The 18516-nt window shown below is 65.1% G+C and carries 6 protein-coding genes; 2 read left to right on the forward strand and 4 right to left on the reverse strand.

All coding sequences use genetic code 11. The annotated features are described in order from the left end of the window. Positions 1 to 12: 12 nt before the first annotated feature. Genes gspG through H8B02_RS21350 form a run of 3 tightly spaced genes read right to left on the reverse strand, consistent with a single transcriptional unit; the run spans position 13 to position 3438 of the window. Positions 13 to 492, reverse strand: coding sequence for a type II secretion system major pseudopilin GspG (gene gspG, locus H8B02_RS21340; protein WP_229168030.1), 480 nt, complete (start codon positions 490 to 492; stop codon positions 13 to 15). A 53-nt stretch (positions 493 to 545) separates the two neighbouring features. Continuing rightward, the gene (locus H8B02_RS21345; RefSeq protein ID WP_212318320.1) at positions 546 to 1757 is read right to left on the reverse strand and encodes a type II secretion system F family protein; all 1212 of its coding nucleotides are present in this window, start codon (positions 1755 to 1757) and stop codon (positions 546 to 548) included. Positions 1758 to 1761: 4 nt separating this feature from the next. Beyond that, on the reverse strand, positions 1762 to 3438 hold the full coding sequence (locus H8B02_RS21350; protein WP_229168031.1) for a GspE/PulE family protein: 1677 nt from the start codon (positions 3436 to 3438) through the stop codon (positions 1762 to 1764). Between the two features lie 323 nt (positions 3439 to 3761). Here H8B02_RS21350 and gspD point away from each other — a divergent pair, with 323 nt between their 5' ends. Together gspD and H8B02_RS21360 are read left to right on the forward strand one after the other, a co-directional pair. Further along, the gene (gene gspD, locus H8B02_RS21355; RefSeq protein ID WP_229168032.1) at positions 3762 to 6140 is read left to right on the forward strand and encodes a type II secretion system secretin GspD; all 2379 of its coding nucleotides are present in this window, start codon (positions 3762 to 3764) and stop codon (positions 6138 to 6140) included. A 22-nt stretch (positions 6141 to 6162) separates the two neighbouring features. Further along, complete coding sequence (locus H8B02_RS21360; protein ID WP_376711695.1) at positions 6163 to 6690, forward strand: tetratricopeptide repeat protein; 528 nt, start codon at positions 6163 to 6165, stop codon at positions 6688 to 6690. Between the two features lie 91 nt (positions 6691 to 6781). Here H8B02_RS21360 and H8B02_RS21365 read toward each other — a convergent pair whose 3' ends face one another. Further along, complete coding sequence (locus tag H8B02_RS21365; protein WP_229168033.1) at positions 6782 to 18493, reverse strand: filamentous hemagglutinin family protein; 11712 nt, start codon at positions 18491 to 18493, stop codon at positions 6782 to 6784. Positions 18494 to 18516: the final 23 nt, after the last annotated feature.

An 18516-nucleotide genomic window follows, 5' to 3' on the forward strand; every position in this document is an offset into this window, starting at 1 on the left:
CGCCATACATCCTTATTGGTCGTTGTTTGCGGCTGTCGTCTTTTCGAGCGAGATATCGGCCGAGGTGCCGCTGCCGCCCTCCTGACCATCAGAGCCATAGGAGACGATGTCGTAAGGTCCGTGTTCGCCGGGCGAGCGATAGAGGTAGGGATGATTCCAGGGATCGCTCGGAACGCTGCCGCCCTTCAGATAGGGGCCATTCCAGGCGGCGACGCCCGGCGTGCGGCGGACCAGCGCGGCAAGTCCCTCCGCCGTGGACGGGAAGCGTCCGGCGTCGAGGTAGAACAGGTCGAGCGCGCTGGAGAAGCTCTGCAACTGGATACGCGCGGTCTTGACCTTGGATTCGCTGAGATAGTTGAGCACGCGCGGCCCGATCAGCCCCATGATGAGGCCGATGATCGCGATCACCACCAGCATCTCGACGAGGGTGAAGCCTTCCTCCCCCGAACGTCTTGGCGGTTGTGAGCGCGCCGGATCGCGTCCCGCTCGCATGGAGAATGTTTCGATGATCGTGTTGCGCGATATCATGACCGATGACCCCTGCTCTAACCGACTAGCTGCGTGACCGAGAGCAGCGCCGTCATGACCGATACGATCAGACCGCCGACGACGGTGCTGATCGTGATGATCGCCAGTGGACCGACGATGCCGACGACGCGGTCCAGGCTGCGCTGCAATTTTGCTTCGTAGAATTCCGCGACCCGCCCGGCCAGCACCGGCAGCTGCCCGGTCTCTTCACCGAGCCGCAGCATGCGGACCGCCATCGGCGGCAGGCTGTCCGCCACGGCGAGCGCGTCCGACAATTTTCCGCCATGGCGGACGCGGTCGGCAGCAGCGGTCCAGTTCGCCCCGCTCCCGGTCACCGCCATGATGTCGACGAGGATGCGCAACGCGGCCGTGAGGTTGACGCCGCTGCCGAGCAGGACGCCCAGATTGCGGCAGAACAGGCTCGCGCGATAGAACTGGAAGGCGCTGCTGATGCCCGGCACCCGCGAGATCCCGCTGACCAGCGCGGCGCGCACGCGCGCCTGCCGCAGCAGCCACCAAGCGAGCGCAATCGTGGCCGCACTGATCAGGCTCGCCGCCGTGGCATTGGCCCGCAGGAAATCCGACACCGCGATGAAGCTGGCGAGCGCCGTATCCGACTTGCCGCCGAAATCGCCCAGCACGGTCGAGAATTGCGGCAGCACGAACAGCAGGAAGAACAGCATCACGCCGGATGCCGCGACCAGCACGAAGGCCGGATATTGCATGGCGTCGGTCAGCTTGCGTCGCATCTGCTCGGAACGCGCGCGCTCGGTCCCCAGCATCTCGAGCACGGAGTCGAGCGTGCCGGAGATTTCCCCCACCCGGACCAGGGCGATGTACATCGGCTGGAACAGGGTCGGATGATCCGCCACCGCATCGGCAAAGCTCTCGCCGGTGAGCAGGGCTGCGCGGATCTTTGCCACCACCGGACGCATCCGGCCGACATCGGCATCGCCGGACAAAAGCTCCAGGGCATCGTCGAGACGGGCGCCGGCCTTGAGCAGCAGCGCGAGATCGCGCGTGAAGGTGGTGACCTCGGCTGCACTCGGCCCGCCGAACAGGCTGCCGCCACCGGCTGCGCCGGATGCGCGCTTGTCCTCGGTGGTTTCGATCGGGAGCAGCTTGAGATATTCGATCCGCCGCGCCACCTCAGCCGCCGTCGGAGCCGAGATCGTGCCGTTCACGATCTCGCCGGCCTGGGTCAAAGCGCGATAGCGATAATTCGGCACGGCGTCACCGCACCGTTGCAACGCGGAGGATCTCGGCGGGCGAGGTCAATCCGGCGCGGCATTTGGCAACCCCGTCATCGAGCATCGTGGTCATGCCCGCCCGGATCGCCATCGTATCGATCTTCATTCCGTCGCTTCGCTCTCCGATCAGTTCGCGCAGTTCATTGGATAATTCGAGCAGCTCGAACACGCCGAGACGGCCGCGATAACCGGTCGCGCCGCAACGCTCGCAGCCGCATGGCTCGTGAATGATCTCGCCTTCCCGGAATCCGAGCGCGGTGAGCCGGGGATCCTCGGTGAAATCGGCCGTAGCCAGCGACCGCGCCGCCTTGCAGCGCTCGCACAATTGCCGGACCAGGCGCTGCGCGATCACGCCGCGCAGCACCGAACGCAGCAGATAGCCTTCGACCCCGAGGTCGAGCAGGCGCGGCACCGCGGCGGCCGCGGTCTCGGTGTGCAGCGTCGTCAGCACCAGATGCCCGGTCAGCGCCGCATGCACCGCGACATGCGCGGTCTCGGAATCTCTGATTTCACCGACCATGATGACATCAGGGTCCTGGCGAACGAAGGACCGCAGCGCGGTGGCGAAGGTCAGACCGATCGCCGGCTTGACCTGGGACTGGTTGACGCCGGGGATCTCGTATTCGACCGGATCCTCGATCGTCAGAATCTTGCGGCTGGGCTCATTGAGGATCGAGAGGATCGTCGCCAGCGTCGTGGTCTTGCCGCTGCCGGTCGGCCCCGTGATCACGACCATACCGTACGGCAGCTTCAGCAGCCGCCGCAGCTTGGCTTCGTCAGACTCCGAGAAGCCCAGCTTTTCGACGACCAGCAGGCCGCGATCCTTGGGCAGGATGCGGATGACGGCGGATTCGCCGTGTTGCATCGGCATGATCGCGACGCGGATATCGATGTCGGTGCGCCCGACCCGCAGCCGCGCCGCACCGTCCTGCGGCAGACGGCGCTCGGCGATATTGAGGTTGGCGATGATCTTGATGCGGGAGACCACCGCCTGCGGCAGCACCCCCGACAGCGCCGCGACCGGCCGCAGCAGGCCATCGATGCGCAAGCGCACCATGAGGCCGGCGGAAAACGGCTCGATGTGGATGTCGCTGGCGCGCAGCTCGACGGCCTTCTCGATCAGATCGTTGACCGCGCGCACCACCGGCGCACCGCTGGCGAGATCGCGCAGGCTCTCGATGTCGTCTTCCCGGGGCAGCGCCGCCGCCGTATCGGTGGACTCGGCCTCCTCAGCGCTGGAAGAGTTGTTCAGCGCGATGGCGACGTCTTCCGACGATGCCACCTTCACATTGATGCCGGCGCCAAGCACGATCTGCGCCGCCCGCAGCGTCGCCTGGTCGGTCGGGTCGACGACCGCGAGGATAGTGCTCCCATCGGCCGTTCGGCACGGATAGACCATGGTCTCGCGCAGGAAGCGCGGCGAGAACGCCCCGACCAGCGGTTCGGCCGAGGTCATCTCCTGGAGCGTCAGGCGGCCGAGCGCGAAGAAGCGCGCGGCCTCGTCGGCGAATTCGGTCGGTGCGAGGCTGGTGACCTCCCACAACTTCAGTTGCCTGGCGTCGGCACCCTGCCCGCTCCGCTCCGCCGATCCGTCGATCGGCGCCAAATGATTGTTCTGGCGCAGATAATCCACGAACCGAACGGACAGGTCGTTGGCCATTCTCGATATCCCGCCACACTATCCCGGATCAGTCCGTGCCATCCGCCGCCGCGTCGGCTCCCGGCAATTCTGCGGTTATCGATCCGAAGTGTGACAGCTGTGCGAAGTCACATCGTTCGCCTGGCTCAAGAAACCTTGACGTGGCATCGCGGACACGGCGGCGCGCCGGCTGCGCAGATTTGGTGCGATGCGATGGTCAGGTCGCGAACGACAATCATGTAACCAATTTATTTCTGTCATGTTCGATCGCTAAGAGTCCCACCGGGGTAGGACCGATCGTCGCACGCCGTCGAAATTTCAGTTAGTCAGAGCGAAGGGCCTTCATGCACCGCGTAGGCACAGTGGGCCGCTGCCCGACGATCCGTGGCGGCCTGGCAGCCATTTTTGCCCTGACGTCGCTGGGGTTGCTGGCGTCCTGCAATTCCGCGACGGTCGGCGAGAGCGTGGACGCGTCCCAGGTCGACGTCACCGACAAGGTGCGATCGCTCGATCTCTTGCCGCGCCAGCCGCAACCGGTGAGCGGGCTGGCGGCGACGGGCGGCGGCCAGGGCGGCAGCGTCCGCACGGCGATGTATGAGGGAAGCGAAGTAACCGGGGTCGCCGACGCGCGGCCGCAGCCGGCCTCGAACGGCAATGGCTTCGATCTGAATTTCGAGAGCACGCCGGTTGCGACCGTCGCCAAGGTCGTGCTCGGCGACATCCTGCATGTCGGATACACCATCGACCCGCGGGTGCAGGGCACGGTGAGCCTGGTGTCGGTCCGCCCGGTGCCGAAATCCGACATGGTCTTCGTGCTTGAAAACGCGCTTCGCCTGAGCGGTGTGGTGCTGCTGAAGGATACCGCGGGCTATCGCCTGACGCCGCTCGGCGACGCCGTCGGCGGCGGCCGCGTCGATGCCGCGGCGGCCAATCCCGAACCCGGATTCGGCATCTCGGTGGTCCCCCTGCAATATGTGTCGGCCCAGACCCTGCTGAAGCTGACCGACAGCTTCGCCACCAGGGCGGGCTCGATCCGCGCCGACACGACGCGCAATCTGCTTCTGATCCAGGGCACCGGCGCCGAGCGCCGCACCGCGGTCGACACCGTGCTCAGCTTCGACGTCGACTGGATGCGTGGCCAATCGGTCGGCATCTTCCCGATCTCGAGCGGCTCGCCCGCGCCCGTTATTGCGGAGCTGGAGAAGATCGTCGATTCCGGCGAGAACGGCCTCAGCCAGAACGTCATCAAGTTCATGCCGATCGCACGCCTCAACGCGGTGCTGGTGGTGACCAAGAAGCCGGACATGCTGCACACGGCGGCGACCTGGATCAAGCGCCTCGACCGCAACGACACCGCGCGCACTTCGGTCCATGTCTACCGCGTCAAATACGGCGATGCGCGCCAGATCGCTCGGGTTCTGACCGATATGTTCCTCGGCGGATCGTCCGGCAATTTGCTCGATAGCGCCGACAGCCAGCTCGCGCCCGGCTCCGGCACCTCGTCGACATCAAGCGTCGCCGACCGTCTGTCTGCGAACGGCAACTCGGGCTCGAACTCGAACAGCTTTGCCTCGCGCGGCACGTCGGGGACAGGCGCAACGGGCCAGGGCCTCGGCCAGGGATTTGGCGCCGGCGGGCAAGCGAACAATCCCAATCAGGGCCAGGGCAACAATGCCGCGCTGGATAGCGGACGCGGCGCCAGCTCGGGCTCAGGCAACGGCCAGCCCGTCATGCAGGACGTGCGGATCACGCCCGATGTCGTGAACAACAATCTGCTGATCTATGCCGACCAGGCCAACTACCGCATCATCGAGGCGACGCTGCAGCAGATCGACGAGCCGCAGCTCCAGGTCGCGATCGACGCGACGATCGCCGAGGTCACGCTCAACAACACTTTGTCCTATGGTGTGCAGACCTATCTCACCAGCAGGAACCTCGGCCTGAAGCCGAACATGGGCTCGTTCACGGGCACCCAGGCCACCACGGCGCCCGCGACCACCACGGACGCGACCACCGGGGCCGTCTCCGTTGCAGGCTCGGTCACCAATGCCTTCATCAACCGCGCCTTCCCGGGCTTCAACTTCCTGATCGGATCCGAGACGCAGCCGAGCCTCATCCTGGATGCGCTGCATGCCGTGACCAGCGTCAAGGTGCTCTCCAATCCGTCGCTGGTCGTGATCAACAACCAGGTCGCGACGCTGCAGGTCGGTGACGTCGTCCCGGTGTCGACCGGCAGCGCGACGGTGCTGACCGGGAGCAATACGGTGGTCAACACCATCGACTATCGCAACACCGGCATCATCCTGCGGGTCTCGCCGCGCGTCAGCGTGAACGGCACCGTGCGGCTCGATGTCGAGCAGGAGATCAGCAACGTTCCGCAGACCAGTGCGAACAGCCTGACCCCGACGGTGTCGGAGCGGCGGGTCAAGAGCCAGATCGCGGTCGCCAATGGCCAGACCGTGCTGCTGGCGGGCCTGATCAGCGAACAGCAGAGCGGCAACCGCAATGCGCTTCCCGTGCTTGACCAGATTCCCGGCCTCGGTGATGCCTTCGGACATCAGAGCAACGGCACCCAGCGCACCGAGCTGATCATTTTCATTCGCCCGCAGATCATCCGCAACGGTTCCGACGCCCAGATGGTGGCCGAGGAGCTGCGATCGAAATTGCGCGGCAACATCGCAACGACATCGACCAATGCGCCGATCACCACCGCCTATCACTGAGCCGGGCAACACGCTGCGCCACATGCGCACGCAACGGACCGCCCTCTGCGCCTCGCTTGCGGTCGCGCTTTGGGGCATGACCGCGTCCGTCGCGAGCGCCGACAGCGTTGCGCGCGGGACGGCCGCCTTCCATCGCGGCGACTATGTCAGGGCGTCCCGGGAGCTCGCGCCGGCCGCCGACCGCGACAACCCAAGAGCCCTCGGCATGCTCGGATTCATGTACGAGCACGGCTTCGGCGTCCCGCAGGCCTATGATGCCGCCGCCGATCTCTACTATCGCGGCGCGGTGCAGGGCGATCCGTTCGCGCAAGCCATGCTCGGCCTGATGTACGACAAGGGCCACGGCCTTCCGAACGATTATGTGCTGGCCTACAAATGGCTCAATCTGGCGGCGGCCCGCACCGGCGGGCGGCAGCGCGATGCCTATCTCCGATTCCGCGATGCGGTTGCTTCAAAGCTCTCGAGGAATGAGATCGTCGCGGGTCAGCGGTTTGCATTGGGATGGGTCCCCGGCCGACCGGCGCCGGACGTGCACCTGACGGTCAAGTAATCGTCGATCGCTATCCCCGGGTCTGCGCTCGCGGCGCTGGCGATTCCGGGAGAGCGCGCTCGCTTTCCCGGAAGTCGTCCATTCGCGCGCATCACCTGCCGGACGAGCCCGTCGCATCGCCGAGCCCGATGACCTGGAAGGCGCTGTTCTCGTTGTAGCTCTGTTTCTCGCGCGGTTTGCGCTGCTGCTCCGGCGGATCCTGCGGCGGGCTTCCGTCGCCGCCGCCATAGCCGAGCACTTCGACGATCACGACCGACGGCTGGTCATTGTTCTTTGGCGGTGGCGCCGCGGCCTGCTGGCTGGCGGCGGTGGTGTTTGACGCTGATGTCAGCGCCCCAACCGGCGGCCCCTGCACCGTCGGAATGCCGGTCGAGGTGCCCTGCACCTGAATGTTGGCGGCGTTGACCACCTGCAGCGCGGCGAGATTGACGTTGCCCGAGACGCGGATGCCGGCTTCGCCGGCGTCGATGGTGCCGAGCGGCGCGATCAGATCGATATTGCCGGGCGGAACTTCCGGGATCGGATTGAGCGTCGCGATGCCGGCGCCGGCCGAAGGTGTGGTCGGCGACAGCGCGACGTTGCCATAATTGTCGTAGACGCGCCGGGGCGGGGTGAAGATCGTCGTCGTCTTCGAGCCGCGGCCGGCGTTGATGTCGCCCGTAGCCGACCAAACGACGATGTTACCGCCGAACGTGGTCATGATCCGGCTCTGGCCGAGCAGCACGCTGCCGAGCGAATAGACGTCGACGTCGCCCGAGCCCTGCGTGATCAGGCCCGCATTGGCGCCCGGCGAGACGCCTTCCACGCCGATGATGGTCTTGCCGCCTGGATTGAGGATCTGGATATCGCCGCCGAAATCGGTATGGATGCCGGCGTTGGCGAGATAGGTGCCACCCGTTCCATTCGGCGCGATGCCACTGAACATCGTGATGTCGCCGCCATAGGTGATCGGCTTGCCCAGCGGCTCCGTGCTGGGAAACAACGCGGCGATGGCATTGCGGCCACGCAGGTAGCTGCCGAGCCGCGGACTTGCGAGCGCGCCTGTCTCCTCGCGTCCGCCGGCGGTGAGCTCCGCGAAATAGACCTGGCGGACGAAAATGCTCTGCTGCTCGCTCGACAGCCCCAGGAAGAACTTCAAGGCGTCAGTGCTCGAACCCGTGAAGCCAAACATCTTGTTCAGCCAGGCGATGAGCTGCTGATCGTAGGTCTGAACCACCTTGCCGCTGCCGGCGAGCGGCGTGCCGTCCACCGGAAGCTGGTTGGCCGGATCGAAATAGAGCCTGGCGAAACCTGCATAATCCGGCCCCTTTGGGCCGACACCCGCGAGCACCCAGATGCTGGCCCCCTCCGACCTGGTCGATGCGTTCGCACCGAACAGCGGGCCGACGCTTTGCAGCATCCCGTAATAGCCCTGATACAGGTTGCGGCCCGCCTGCACATCCAGCAGACCCGAACCGGCGACGGTGACCGATTGATAGATGATGTCGCGACCGGCCTTGATGAGGGAGACGTAGCCGGAATTGTCACCGGCGTTGGCGAAGGACAAGTCGGGGTTGTTGAAGATCGCATCCGGCGTCGGGCCGGTGCCGACGATATCGCGGCCGGCGATGATCTCGAACGGCTTGGCGGCAGTATACCAGGTCGTGGGCGACGGCAAGAAACCCAGATTGGTTTGGGGCGGCATCCCCTGGACCTGTCCGATGGTCAGGTCGACGATGTCGACGCCGGCATAGACCAGCGCGGGCTGATTGTCGCCGGCATGCAGATTGGTCAGCGGCGTGTCGGGGCCGAAGGCAATCGGAATGCCATCGGTCAGACGGTTTGGCGCTGTCGGACTGGCATTCGTGCTCGTTACCGAAGTGAACACGGGATGGAAGGGCGTGGCGAGTGTGATCATATCCGCACCCGATATCGCCACCACCTGGCTCGAGCCGTAGATCGAGCCCGCGGCCAGAAGCGCGAGTTGCCCGAACGGCGAAGGTGCGAGCTCGAGCGGAGCGAACGACAGCGTCCCTCCGGGCTCCGCAAAGCGAATGTCGCCATTGGCGGAGACCGCGATCAGCGTGCCGGGATAGAAGGCGATACTGCTGATGCCGCCGCCGGCGAGATTTCCGTCCAGCGCCGCGACGTCGCCGCCCGCGGCGTACAGGCTGATCGCGGTCGCTGGCGTCCACAGCGTGAAGCGCGATTGCCCACCGCCCGTGATGAGCGAGGTCGTGCCGTCAGCGTTCCGCACCGTGTAAGGGGTTTGGTTCTGATCGACCGGATCAGCCATGCCAGCATCGCCGGCGCCGCCGAACACGAGATCGCCGCGCGTCGTGATGCTGACGGTGCCGTCACCCGGCGTGAAGATCGGTCCGGGGACCTTGATCGAACGCTTGAAGACGTTCGGATCGACGGCGCGCGGGTCGTACGAGGTGAAGGCGGCGCCGCTCAGGTTCGGCGCCAGCCCGCCGATGGCGCCGGCGTTCACGACGATGTCGCCGCGCAGATTGGTGATCGAGCCGTAATAGTCCGGTACCTGCACCGCGTAGCCGGGCACCACGGAGTTGAGCTTGCCGCCGATCCGCACCGTGAGATCGCCGCCGCCGGTCTGAACCAGGGTCCCGTCGGACAGCACCCGCCCGGTCGAGGCCACCGCGAGATCGAGACCGGTCGACCCGTTCCCCGTCACGCCGGCATTGCCGCCCGCGACCAACGTCAAATTGCCACCGCCGAGCGTGCCGATGCCCTGGAAGCCGATCAACTGCCGGCTGTTATTCCACGCATATGTCTGGGCATAGGAACCGAAATTGATCCACCAAGCGGTCGGATCGATCGACAGACCGCCGCCTTGCCGACCAAGCCAATTGCTGGTGAGATTCGAGTCCACATAGCGGGTGTTGTTATTGAAGATCTGGATGCTACCGGTGACATCCCCCTGCGCCAGGAGCAGAACGTCGCCGCCATGTTCCGGATACCAGGCATGAACACCGCCGCGGCCCGCGGTGCCGATCACGTCGTACGGATTGCTTCCGTCCGCCGCCAGGAACGGCGCGGATTGCGTGCCGGCGGTGTACACGCCATAGGGCGTGGCCTCGCTGAAGCTTCCACCCGCCAATAGATCGAGGCTGCCCGTACCGGTACGAAGCACGCTGAAGAACGTTCCGTTGAGCGACGAATTGTACGCCGGATCGCTGAGCGAGAGATTGCCGTGCCCGTTGAGCGCCTGCAGCGCACGTTGGTCGGCGGCGGCAAGATCTGCGCCGGCAACCAGTCGAACCGACGCGGAGAGCGAACCTGGCGCCAGCATGAAGGTTGCGGCCGACGTAGCCGAAGCGCCTGGAATTGCCGGGCTGCTCACAATTCCAACGGTGGGCATGTTGCCGGGCTCGAACGCGAATCCATAGCTGTTGCTTGCACTCAGTATGGTGCCGGCCGGAACAGTATCACCGGGATTGTAGGCGTGATTGTTGGAGTCGACCAGATTGCCCCACCAGTCGAAGGTCCACCAGTTGTAGAAAGCGTCGTTTGGAATCGTCCAATCATGCACGACATAGACATCGGTATTCGGATCGAACCAGTAGGAATAGCCGCCGGATGAGCGTTGCGTGAAGTACCGACTGTTGGTGACGTCAAAGATCGTAAAGGAAGCCGGCAGCCCAGGCGACGACTTGAAACCGTCCGAGATGCTCCCCTTGATAGTCACATTGCCAGCGGCACGGATCACCAGCGCCATCGGTTCGCCGGCGCCGTAGGTCGCCGAGTTCGGATCGCGATCGGCATTCGCGCCGTAGCGATACTTCGCGAGGTCGATATCGCCCGAGGTCGACAGATCGCCGCTCGAAGTGATCTGAACGCCCGGCTGCAGATGATAGGCACTGCCGTACACTGACAGCCCCGCAACGCGCGCCGACAATCCTGTATTGCCGAGTGCCGCGTTGATGAAGGTCGTGCTTGCGGTGTCGTAGCCGTCGAGCGTGGCCTGGGTGATGGTGCTGCCGTCCGGCAGATTGTAGGTCCAGAAGGCGTTGAGCGCGATGCTATAGGCGCCCTTGATGTTGAGCGGACCTGCGGCGTTGATCGCGATATCGCCGGAAGTTTCGCCGGTGCGCCGCGCATTCAGCACCACATCGCCATAGGCGACGCCGTTCGGGCTGGTGAGATCCATCGTCGCACCGGGAGACAGCGTGAGCATGCCGCCGGCGGCGGTCAGTTCGATATGGCCGCGATTCCTGGCTTCGATCGGCTGGCCGTAGCTATCGGTCTGCAACACCGTGCCGTGGACATCGAGCACCGCGCTGGAGGTAAGCGTCAGGCCATTGCCCGCAGAGAGCCGAATGGTCCCGGGAGCAAAGCCGGACGCATCGATGGTGCCGGCAACTGTCAGGCTTCCGCCATCGACGGAGACCATGACGTTGCGGGCCTTGACGCCGTCGCCGATGACGAGATTGCCGTTACTGATCTCGAAGCTGCGGGCATCGAAGAAGTCGCCAGCATTCAGCAGCGCGTTGAGCGCAGCAAAATCGAGCGTACCGGCAATGACGCTGAAGTCGCCGCTGCCGTGACCACCCGTCGCGGCACCATTGAGCACGCCGTTGAGCGCCACAGGCCCACTGCCCGCGCTGATGCTGACTGATCCGGCATTGGCGTTGACGGCGGAGACGTCAATGACGGAGCCCGCCGCCTGCGTCAGACCACCCTGCGCGCTGTTGAAGATCGCCGTGCCGCCGAAGCCATAAACCGTCGCCTTCTGGATCGTCGACGGCTGGCCGCTCAGATCGATCCGACTGCCGCCGCCGAGCGTGATATCGCCCGTCGCATTGACCACGAGCTTGCCGCTCCGCAGCAGGATGGTGCTGGCGATGGCGACGCTGTTGCCGGTGAGATCGATCTCGGCGCCCGCAACCGTCGAGCTGGCATTGCTCGGCGCGACGCCTGCGGGCGCGACGACATTGAGCGCGCCGCCTGCCGCATAGGCCATGATCGACTTCTGCACGCCGGTCAGCAGCGGCGTCGACAGCGTCAAATTGCCGCCCGTGCCGCTCTGGCCTAAGACATCAGCCGGATTGGAACTCGGCGATTGATAGACGAACAGCTTTCCGTTCCCGGCCGAGACGATCTGGGAACGGCCGGTGATGTTGACGTTGTTGAAGCCGTAAATCACGCGGCTTACCGACGAGTTGTCGAGCGAAGCGAATTTGCCGAAGTCGATCTCGTCAGCGAGGAGATCGAGCGTGCCGCTACCGGTCCCCGCTCCGCCCGCGACGACCGCCGGCGGCGTGGCGCCGGGCACTCCGTTCCAGGTGATCTTGTTGGCGGCGATCACGTTATGATCACCGGCCGCGCCATAGCCATAGATTGCCGGCGTGTTCAACACGAAATCGACGCCACTGCCGGTGGCGTCGAGGCCGGCGCTGCCGAACAGATTGATGACGTTGGCGGCGCTGAGCGTGATCGACTTGAGTGCCGGCGCTGCATGGAGAGGATCGCCGTGGAGCAGCGTGTTGAACAATGTCTGATCGAACAGCAAGCCAGATGGTGCGCCCGCTGCTGCGACAGTCGCGGCGTCGCCGATATTGATGCTGCCGACCGCCAGTGCGATGTTGCTTGATCCGAAATGGGCGGTTGGATCGATGCTGGAATCGCCATTGGTCGCAAGCGCCAGTGTCCCCTCGGAATAGAGCTGTGATCCGGCGCCGATCGTGATCGAGCCGGTGCCCGCACCGGATCCGAGGAAGTTCAGCGTGCCGTTGGATAGCGCCAGCACCGTGAGGCTGTTCGCCGAGTAGCTCAGGCCGGTGGATACGGAATCAAATGGCGCCGCGCCCCGCCCGATCGTGCTCAGCTCGACATCGTTCCCCACTATGATGTTGTTGCCCACGAAGAACAGCTCACCGGCCGTCAGGGTGACTCCGTCACGGATGAAGAGATTGGATACGCTGTAGGCAGACTGGAGAAGCAACGTGCCGTCAATGATCGACGCGAAGCCATTGACCGTCAGGCGCGGGGCCGCGATCGCATTCAGGTCGGAGGCGCGGACCGAGACGCCATCAAATCCCGCTGTCGGCACATCGGCATAGATTTCGCCGACCCCCGCCAGCATCGCCTGACCCGCATTCCCGTCTTGCGCGCCCTGGAACAGAGCCGTGCCGTTGAAGGTGAGCGCGGATTCGCCTGTCGGGGATGTCGGCGTCTCGAACAGCAGCACCAGCGCCTTGCCGTCGGCCGGCAGCAGCGGCCGCACGCCGCCAAACTGGGCCACGTTCGCGATCAGGAAATCGCTGTAGCCCTGCTCGTTGTACTGCGAATAGTTGCGAACTGATGTGCCCGTGGTGATCAGCGCCGTCACCGGCAGGCTGCTTCTGATCGCGGTGTTGGCAATCCCGGTCGAAACCAAGGCGGCGTAGGTACCGTTGCCGATCGATATCGGGCTGCCAACCGATGTCGTGCTGTTGCCACCGAGTTCAACACGGTATGCGCCCGGCAGGAGCGCGTAGTTGGATGGCAGCAATGTGTAGGTCCCGGCGGGTAGTCCGGGAACGCCGGCAGGGATGGTCACCTGCTGACCGACCACCGGATCACCCGCGCCATTCTCGGGCGCGACCGGTGCATAGCTGGACTTGTAGCCAGGCAGGATGGCGTAGACTTTGTCGCTGGCCTTGCTGACAGGTGTAGCGGGGTTGGCGTTGACAAGCGGGGTGTTGAGAACGTTGACCGAACCGCCGCGTCCGGAGACGAAGCCGGCACCGCTGAGCGTACCGCCCCCCGACATGTCGAGGATCGCGCCGCTCGCTACATTGATCGACTGCCCATCCAGCATGATGCCGGATTGAGCCCAGTTGATGCCGAAATTGGTCAGACTGAGCGGACGGACGCTGGTTCCGTTATAATTGTAAGTGACGCCATCGACCGTGCCGCCATAGGGAATGGTCAGGCCTGCCATCGATACGGAGGTCAGGCTGCCGGGCAGCAGATCGACGCGCGGCGTGTAGACGGGCCATCCTGTGCCGAACGTCAGGGCGCCGAACGGCGCGCGAACGATGCCGCCCTGTTCGACGACCGGTGCCTGGAAAGCGAGGCTGCCGAAGACCGACAATGGCGCGTCCGGAATGGTGTCCGTGGTGCGTCCGATGGTCAGCGTCGTGGTCGGATCGGAATTGCCGCTGCCAGCGATCACGACAGCGGTGGTGTTGGTCGCGGGATAGACTTGCGCGGCGAGAAGGTCGAGATTGCCGCTGGTGGACAACTGGGTCGCGATGACCCCGGGCATCGACAGGAAGCGGATATCGCCCTGGCTGATCAGTTTCGTCGTCAGGAACCCGGGCGCATACATGTTGTTCGGTGAGCGCGCCGAAAATCCAATGAGTCCCTGGATGTCGATCTGGTTTGCGGCGGCCTCGAACGTGGCCGTGGTCGGCAAGGCCGCCCCGGCGGGATTGCGGATGCTGCCGCTGACGGTTCCGTCAGGGACAACGGCCGTCGCTTCACGAAACAGGATGTAGGGGGCCGACAGCTTCACGCTGCCGGTCGCGGCTGTCATCGAGAAATCGATCGGCCCGGACACTGGGGCCCCCGATGTGAAGGCCGCGGCCGTCAGGGTCAGGCTGCGGCCCAGCGCCAGGGACACGTTGCCCGAGAACTGCATGTAGTCGCCGGACGTGAGCGTCAGGCTGTCGAACCCGCCGGCCTTGACCATGTCGGCGCTCACGGTGGCCTGGCCGAACACCAGATGCGACGCCCCCGTGCCCGGAGCGATACCCGCCGGCAGCGAGGAATCCGGACGCGCCTGCACCACGGTCATCAGGCTTGGAACGATCACATTGGACAGCGCCGCGCCATTGGGGACGATATTCCCGTCGAAGTTCGGCGTGGTGAGCGCGATGGACAGATTGCCGCCGGAAGCGCCGTCTCCACCGGAGAAGGCGTGGACATCACCGTCGAGATAGAGACCGCTCTGCGATGCCAGCGTGATGGAGCCGCCGCTCGTTGTGAGTATCTGCGGTCGGCTTGACGAAGCCGCGCCACCCGCGGCGAGATCGATCGCAACCTGGGTGCCGTCGGCACTGAGTTCGGCGCCCGGGCGCAGGATCACGAAGGCGCCGCCGCCGTTGACAGTGATGGAGCCGCCGTCGGTCGCCCGCCCGAACAGATGTCCGGCCGTATCGGTCGCCTGATAGGCCAGGCCAGAGACATCGAGCTTGGCAGCAGCATCGACCCAGATCGAAACGCCGCGGCCGTTGCCGTTGAAGTCGAAGTTAAAGCCGCTCACGACCGGCGAACCGTAGGCATCATTGGTCAACGTGATGTTGCCGCCATGTGCGGTGAGGCTGCCGAACACGCTGATCTGACCGAAGGCATCGAGCGTGATGTTCTGGCCCGGATCGACGCTGACCGAGGCGCCGTCGCCAACCACGATAGCACCGCCGTTCACGAGAGGACCGGTTCCCGATTTGATCAGCGAGCGCAACGTGAGGCTGACGCCACCCCGCTGGCTCACCGTGGCCTTGACGGAATCCTCGGTGAACAGCGGCGGCGTCCAAAGTGTCAGTGCCGATGACGGATCAGTGCCGGAAAGTGATGCATAGCTGTTCGCCGTGAACCGGTAGACCGGCATCGCGGGCGCAACCGCGGTGTTGCTGGCCACCACAACACCGAGCCCGCCATTGATGTCGTAATTGGAGAATCCGGCGGTGAAGAACGAAGGATTGAGCGCCGGTGCTGCCCTGATCTGGACCGTCTGCGGCAGCACCACGCCGGCTGGAATAATGACCCCGACCGGATAGGTCATCGGCGTGGATTGAATCGATCCTGCGGCGTAGGTGATTTGATAGGGCGCGATTGGAATGCCGTTCGGAAAGACATTGGAGGGAATGACGGTTCCCGCCGGAATGCGGCCATTGCCGCTCCAGCCGGTGATGACCGTCCCGGCCGGGATCACATCGCCTGAGCTCCAATAATTCGTCCCGCCATTGCCGTTCTTGCTCTGGAGGGCATCCATGCCCTGCGGCACGGTCCAATCCGCACCGGTCGGCGCGGTCGGTACCGCGGATAACGTGACGTCGACCGGTATCGGCGCGTCGTACACCAGCGTGGTGAAGTTCAGCGTCAGCGCCGTCGGCAGGGGCTGCCCCGCCGGAATAGTCATGGCCTGCTTCAGCTTCACGGCCAGAGGCGCCGGTGTGCCGGCCGGCAAGATGCCCCCCGCCAGTTCAGCATTCTCGCCGATCACGATGTTGCCGGGCGTCGAGATCGTCAGCGCGCCGCCGCCGGTGACGCCCCAGGCGCGGATCGCACCGTCGAGAACCAGATTTCCGTCGCCCGGCGTTCCGGCACCCTGCTGCGTGTGCCCCGCAATGATCGTGACGTTGCCACCCTTGCCGCCCCGGGTCTTGCCACTGGAGAGAATGGCTCCGCCGGAGGACACATCGATCACGCTGCCGGCCGCGAGCGTGATGTCCTGGGTGGAATCGAAGGTGACATTGCCGCCGTCGAGGATGCCGAAGCCCGACAAGCTGTTCGGGTCGATCTGTGCATTGACCCACAGGCCGCGCGTGTCGATGACCGTGCCGGACTCCAGCGTCAGCGCTGCGCCTCCAGCCGCGTTCGTCAGCGTGACGGTACCGTTTGCACCGTTGAGAATGTTGCTGACCGTGACGCTGCCGGACCGCGCGGTGATGCCGGCCGCGATGTCGACGGTCGGCGCGATCAGCTTGACCTGCGCGCCCGGCGAGAATTGCAGCGGCGCATCGACCGCGATCTTGCTGGCCGTGTTGATGTTGAGGCCGCCGAGGCCGAAGCTGTTGAGCGTCGGCGCGTCGAAATAGGCGGTGTTGACGCGACCGGCCGGCAGCGCCGACGTCGGATCGAGATTGCCTGCCACCGGCGCTACTTTGCCGAACGACACATCGGTGTTGTAGGCGCCAGCCAGGCCATAGCCATTGTACTGCCCGAGCGCGAGCGTGCCGGCGAGCGGCACGGTGTTCTGCGTCAGCTTGTAGCCGTCGGTGACGCTGGTCGGGCGTTTGGCGGCCTGCGCTTCGCCGTCGATCACATTGGCGAGTATCGTGCCCTCGAACACCGAGGTCGGGGTCGCGAGAACGAGGCTGCCGGCGTCGCGGCCCACGGTGTAGCCGTTCTCCCAGCGCGAGCTGCCTTTGCCGAACGGACTGAGATAGACCTCGACGACGTTCCAGTGCGCGTGATTGACGATGAAGCCGTTCGCCACCGCGACATAGGTCAAATTGGCCGGGGCATCGTCGGCATTGTAGATGCGGCCGTCATTGCCGAGCAGCAGCGTCCGCCGCACATAGCCGCTCTGATACTGCACCGCTCCGCCGGAGATGTTGAAGATGGAGCCGCGCTGCGCCACCACCTCCGGCGCCGACAGGGTGATGGTGCCGCCCACCGCGGTCCATTCGCCGATCTTGTGGCCGGTATTGTTGAGATAGCCGGACATCTCGAGCAACCCGCCCGCGGTGTAGTAACGGTCCGTCGCATAGCCGCCGGTGCCGGCCGGCACCAGGGTCAGATCGCGGGCGTCGATCCACATGTTGCTGTTGATGAGCGTGCCGCTGTCGCGGTTCTGTGGGCTGTCGCGCAGCTCGTTGCCCTGGACGTTGACCTTGATCGAATTGGCCGACGCGGGCAGCACGGTGCCGCTAGTCCCGGAGACGTCGATGACCGATCCGCTTTCGGCGAACACGCGCTTGCCGGCTGCGGCCGTCACTTGGCCGCCCTGCGCCATGGTCAGCGAGCCGTTCCTGAAATCGATGGTGCCGCCGGTGACGATCTCGATGCGCGACTGATCGGGCCGATCGGACAGCGTCGAAAGATTGTCGAACTGGCCGGTCGCCAGCACATTCGGCTTGGCCGAGGCGATGAGGGCATCGCGCTGCGAATTGAGCGCGGTCACGCTCGGATCAATGCCGGACACCAGCGCGGCCGCCGCATCGGTCTCCGGCAGGATCAGGCTGATGCCGTGATTGGTCAGCGTGACGCTGCCGGTAGCGTCGAACGCCGAATTGAGCAGATGGATGGTTCCGCGCTGATTGACCGAGGTGGTGGAGAGCAGGATGCCATCCTGGGTGACGGCATGGCCGGCGAGCGTGATATCGCCCTGCTGGGCGAGGACGAGACCTGTGTTGGTGACGGTCCCGCTGCTGCTCCCACGATACAGCACCGGCGCGATTTCGTTGCCGCGCGTGGTCGAGTTCTGGTTGGCGTTGGTGCCATAGCCGGCGCGCAGGATGAAATCGTCGCCGGCCGCGAGCTGGGTCTGCCCCTTCGGCGTGGTGATGGCGCCGGCATTGTCGACTTCGGTGCCAATCAGCAGCACGAAGCCGCCGCCCGCCGTGACTGAGGACGGCGCATTGGTGGTGATCAGCGCGCCGCTCTCGACCACGATCTTGCCGCCGGCGCCGGTGAAGCTAGGCAGATAATTGGTGCCGCTCTGGGCCGAATAGATGCCATTGGTGAGGAATTGGCTGTCGGCGATATTGGCGCTTGACGCGATCAGCGAGCCGACATTGATCTGGCTCGCGCCGCCGAAGATGATGCCGTTCTGGTTGATCACCAGCACCTGCCCTGGCGCGGTGATGCGGCCGAGGATCTGGCTCGGTCCGGCATTGCCGACCACGCGATTGAGCGCGGTCCAGTTGCTGGCCTGCTGGTTGAAATTGAGCGTGGTCTGGCTGCCGACGTTAAAACTCTGCCAGTTGAGGATCGCCTGCGGCGCGGTCTGATTGACGGTGACCGTGGTCTGGCCACCGCTTGCGGCCTGGCTCGGCAGGGCCGCACCTTGCCAAAGGCTCGAGCCGGGCACAGCGCCCGGCGCAACCTGAAGCC

Origin of the sequence: Bradyrhizobium altum (genome assembly GCF_020889705.1) — a bacterium.
GTDB classification, from domain to species: domain Bacteria; phylum Pseudomonadota; class Alphaproteobacteria; order Rhizobiales; family Xanthobacteraceae; genus Bradyrhizobium; species Bradyrhizobium altum.

What these genes read in the sequence shown, in the direction of transcription:
- gspD (WP_229168032.1), top strand. Translation starts at nt 3,762, where the DNA reads ATGCACCGCGTAGGCACAGTGGGCCGCTGCCCGACGATCCGTGGCGGC.
- gspG (WP_229168030.1), bottom strand. Translation starts at nt 492, where the DNA reads ATGCGAGCGGGACGCGATCCGGCGCGCTCACAACCGCCAAGACGTTCG.
- H8B02_RS21350 (WP_229168031.1), bottom strand. Translation starts at nt 3,438, where the DNA reads ATGGCCAACGACCTGTCCGTTCGGTTCGTGGATTATCTGCGCCAGAAC.
- H8B02_RS21360 (WP_376711695.1), top strand. Translation starts at nt 6,163, where the DNA reads ATGCGCACGCAACGGACCGCCCTCTGCGCCTCGCTTGCGGTCGCGCTT.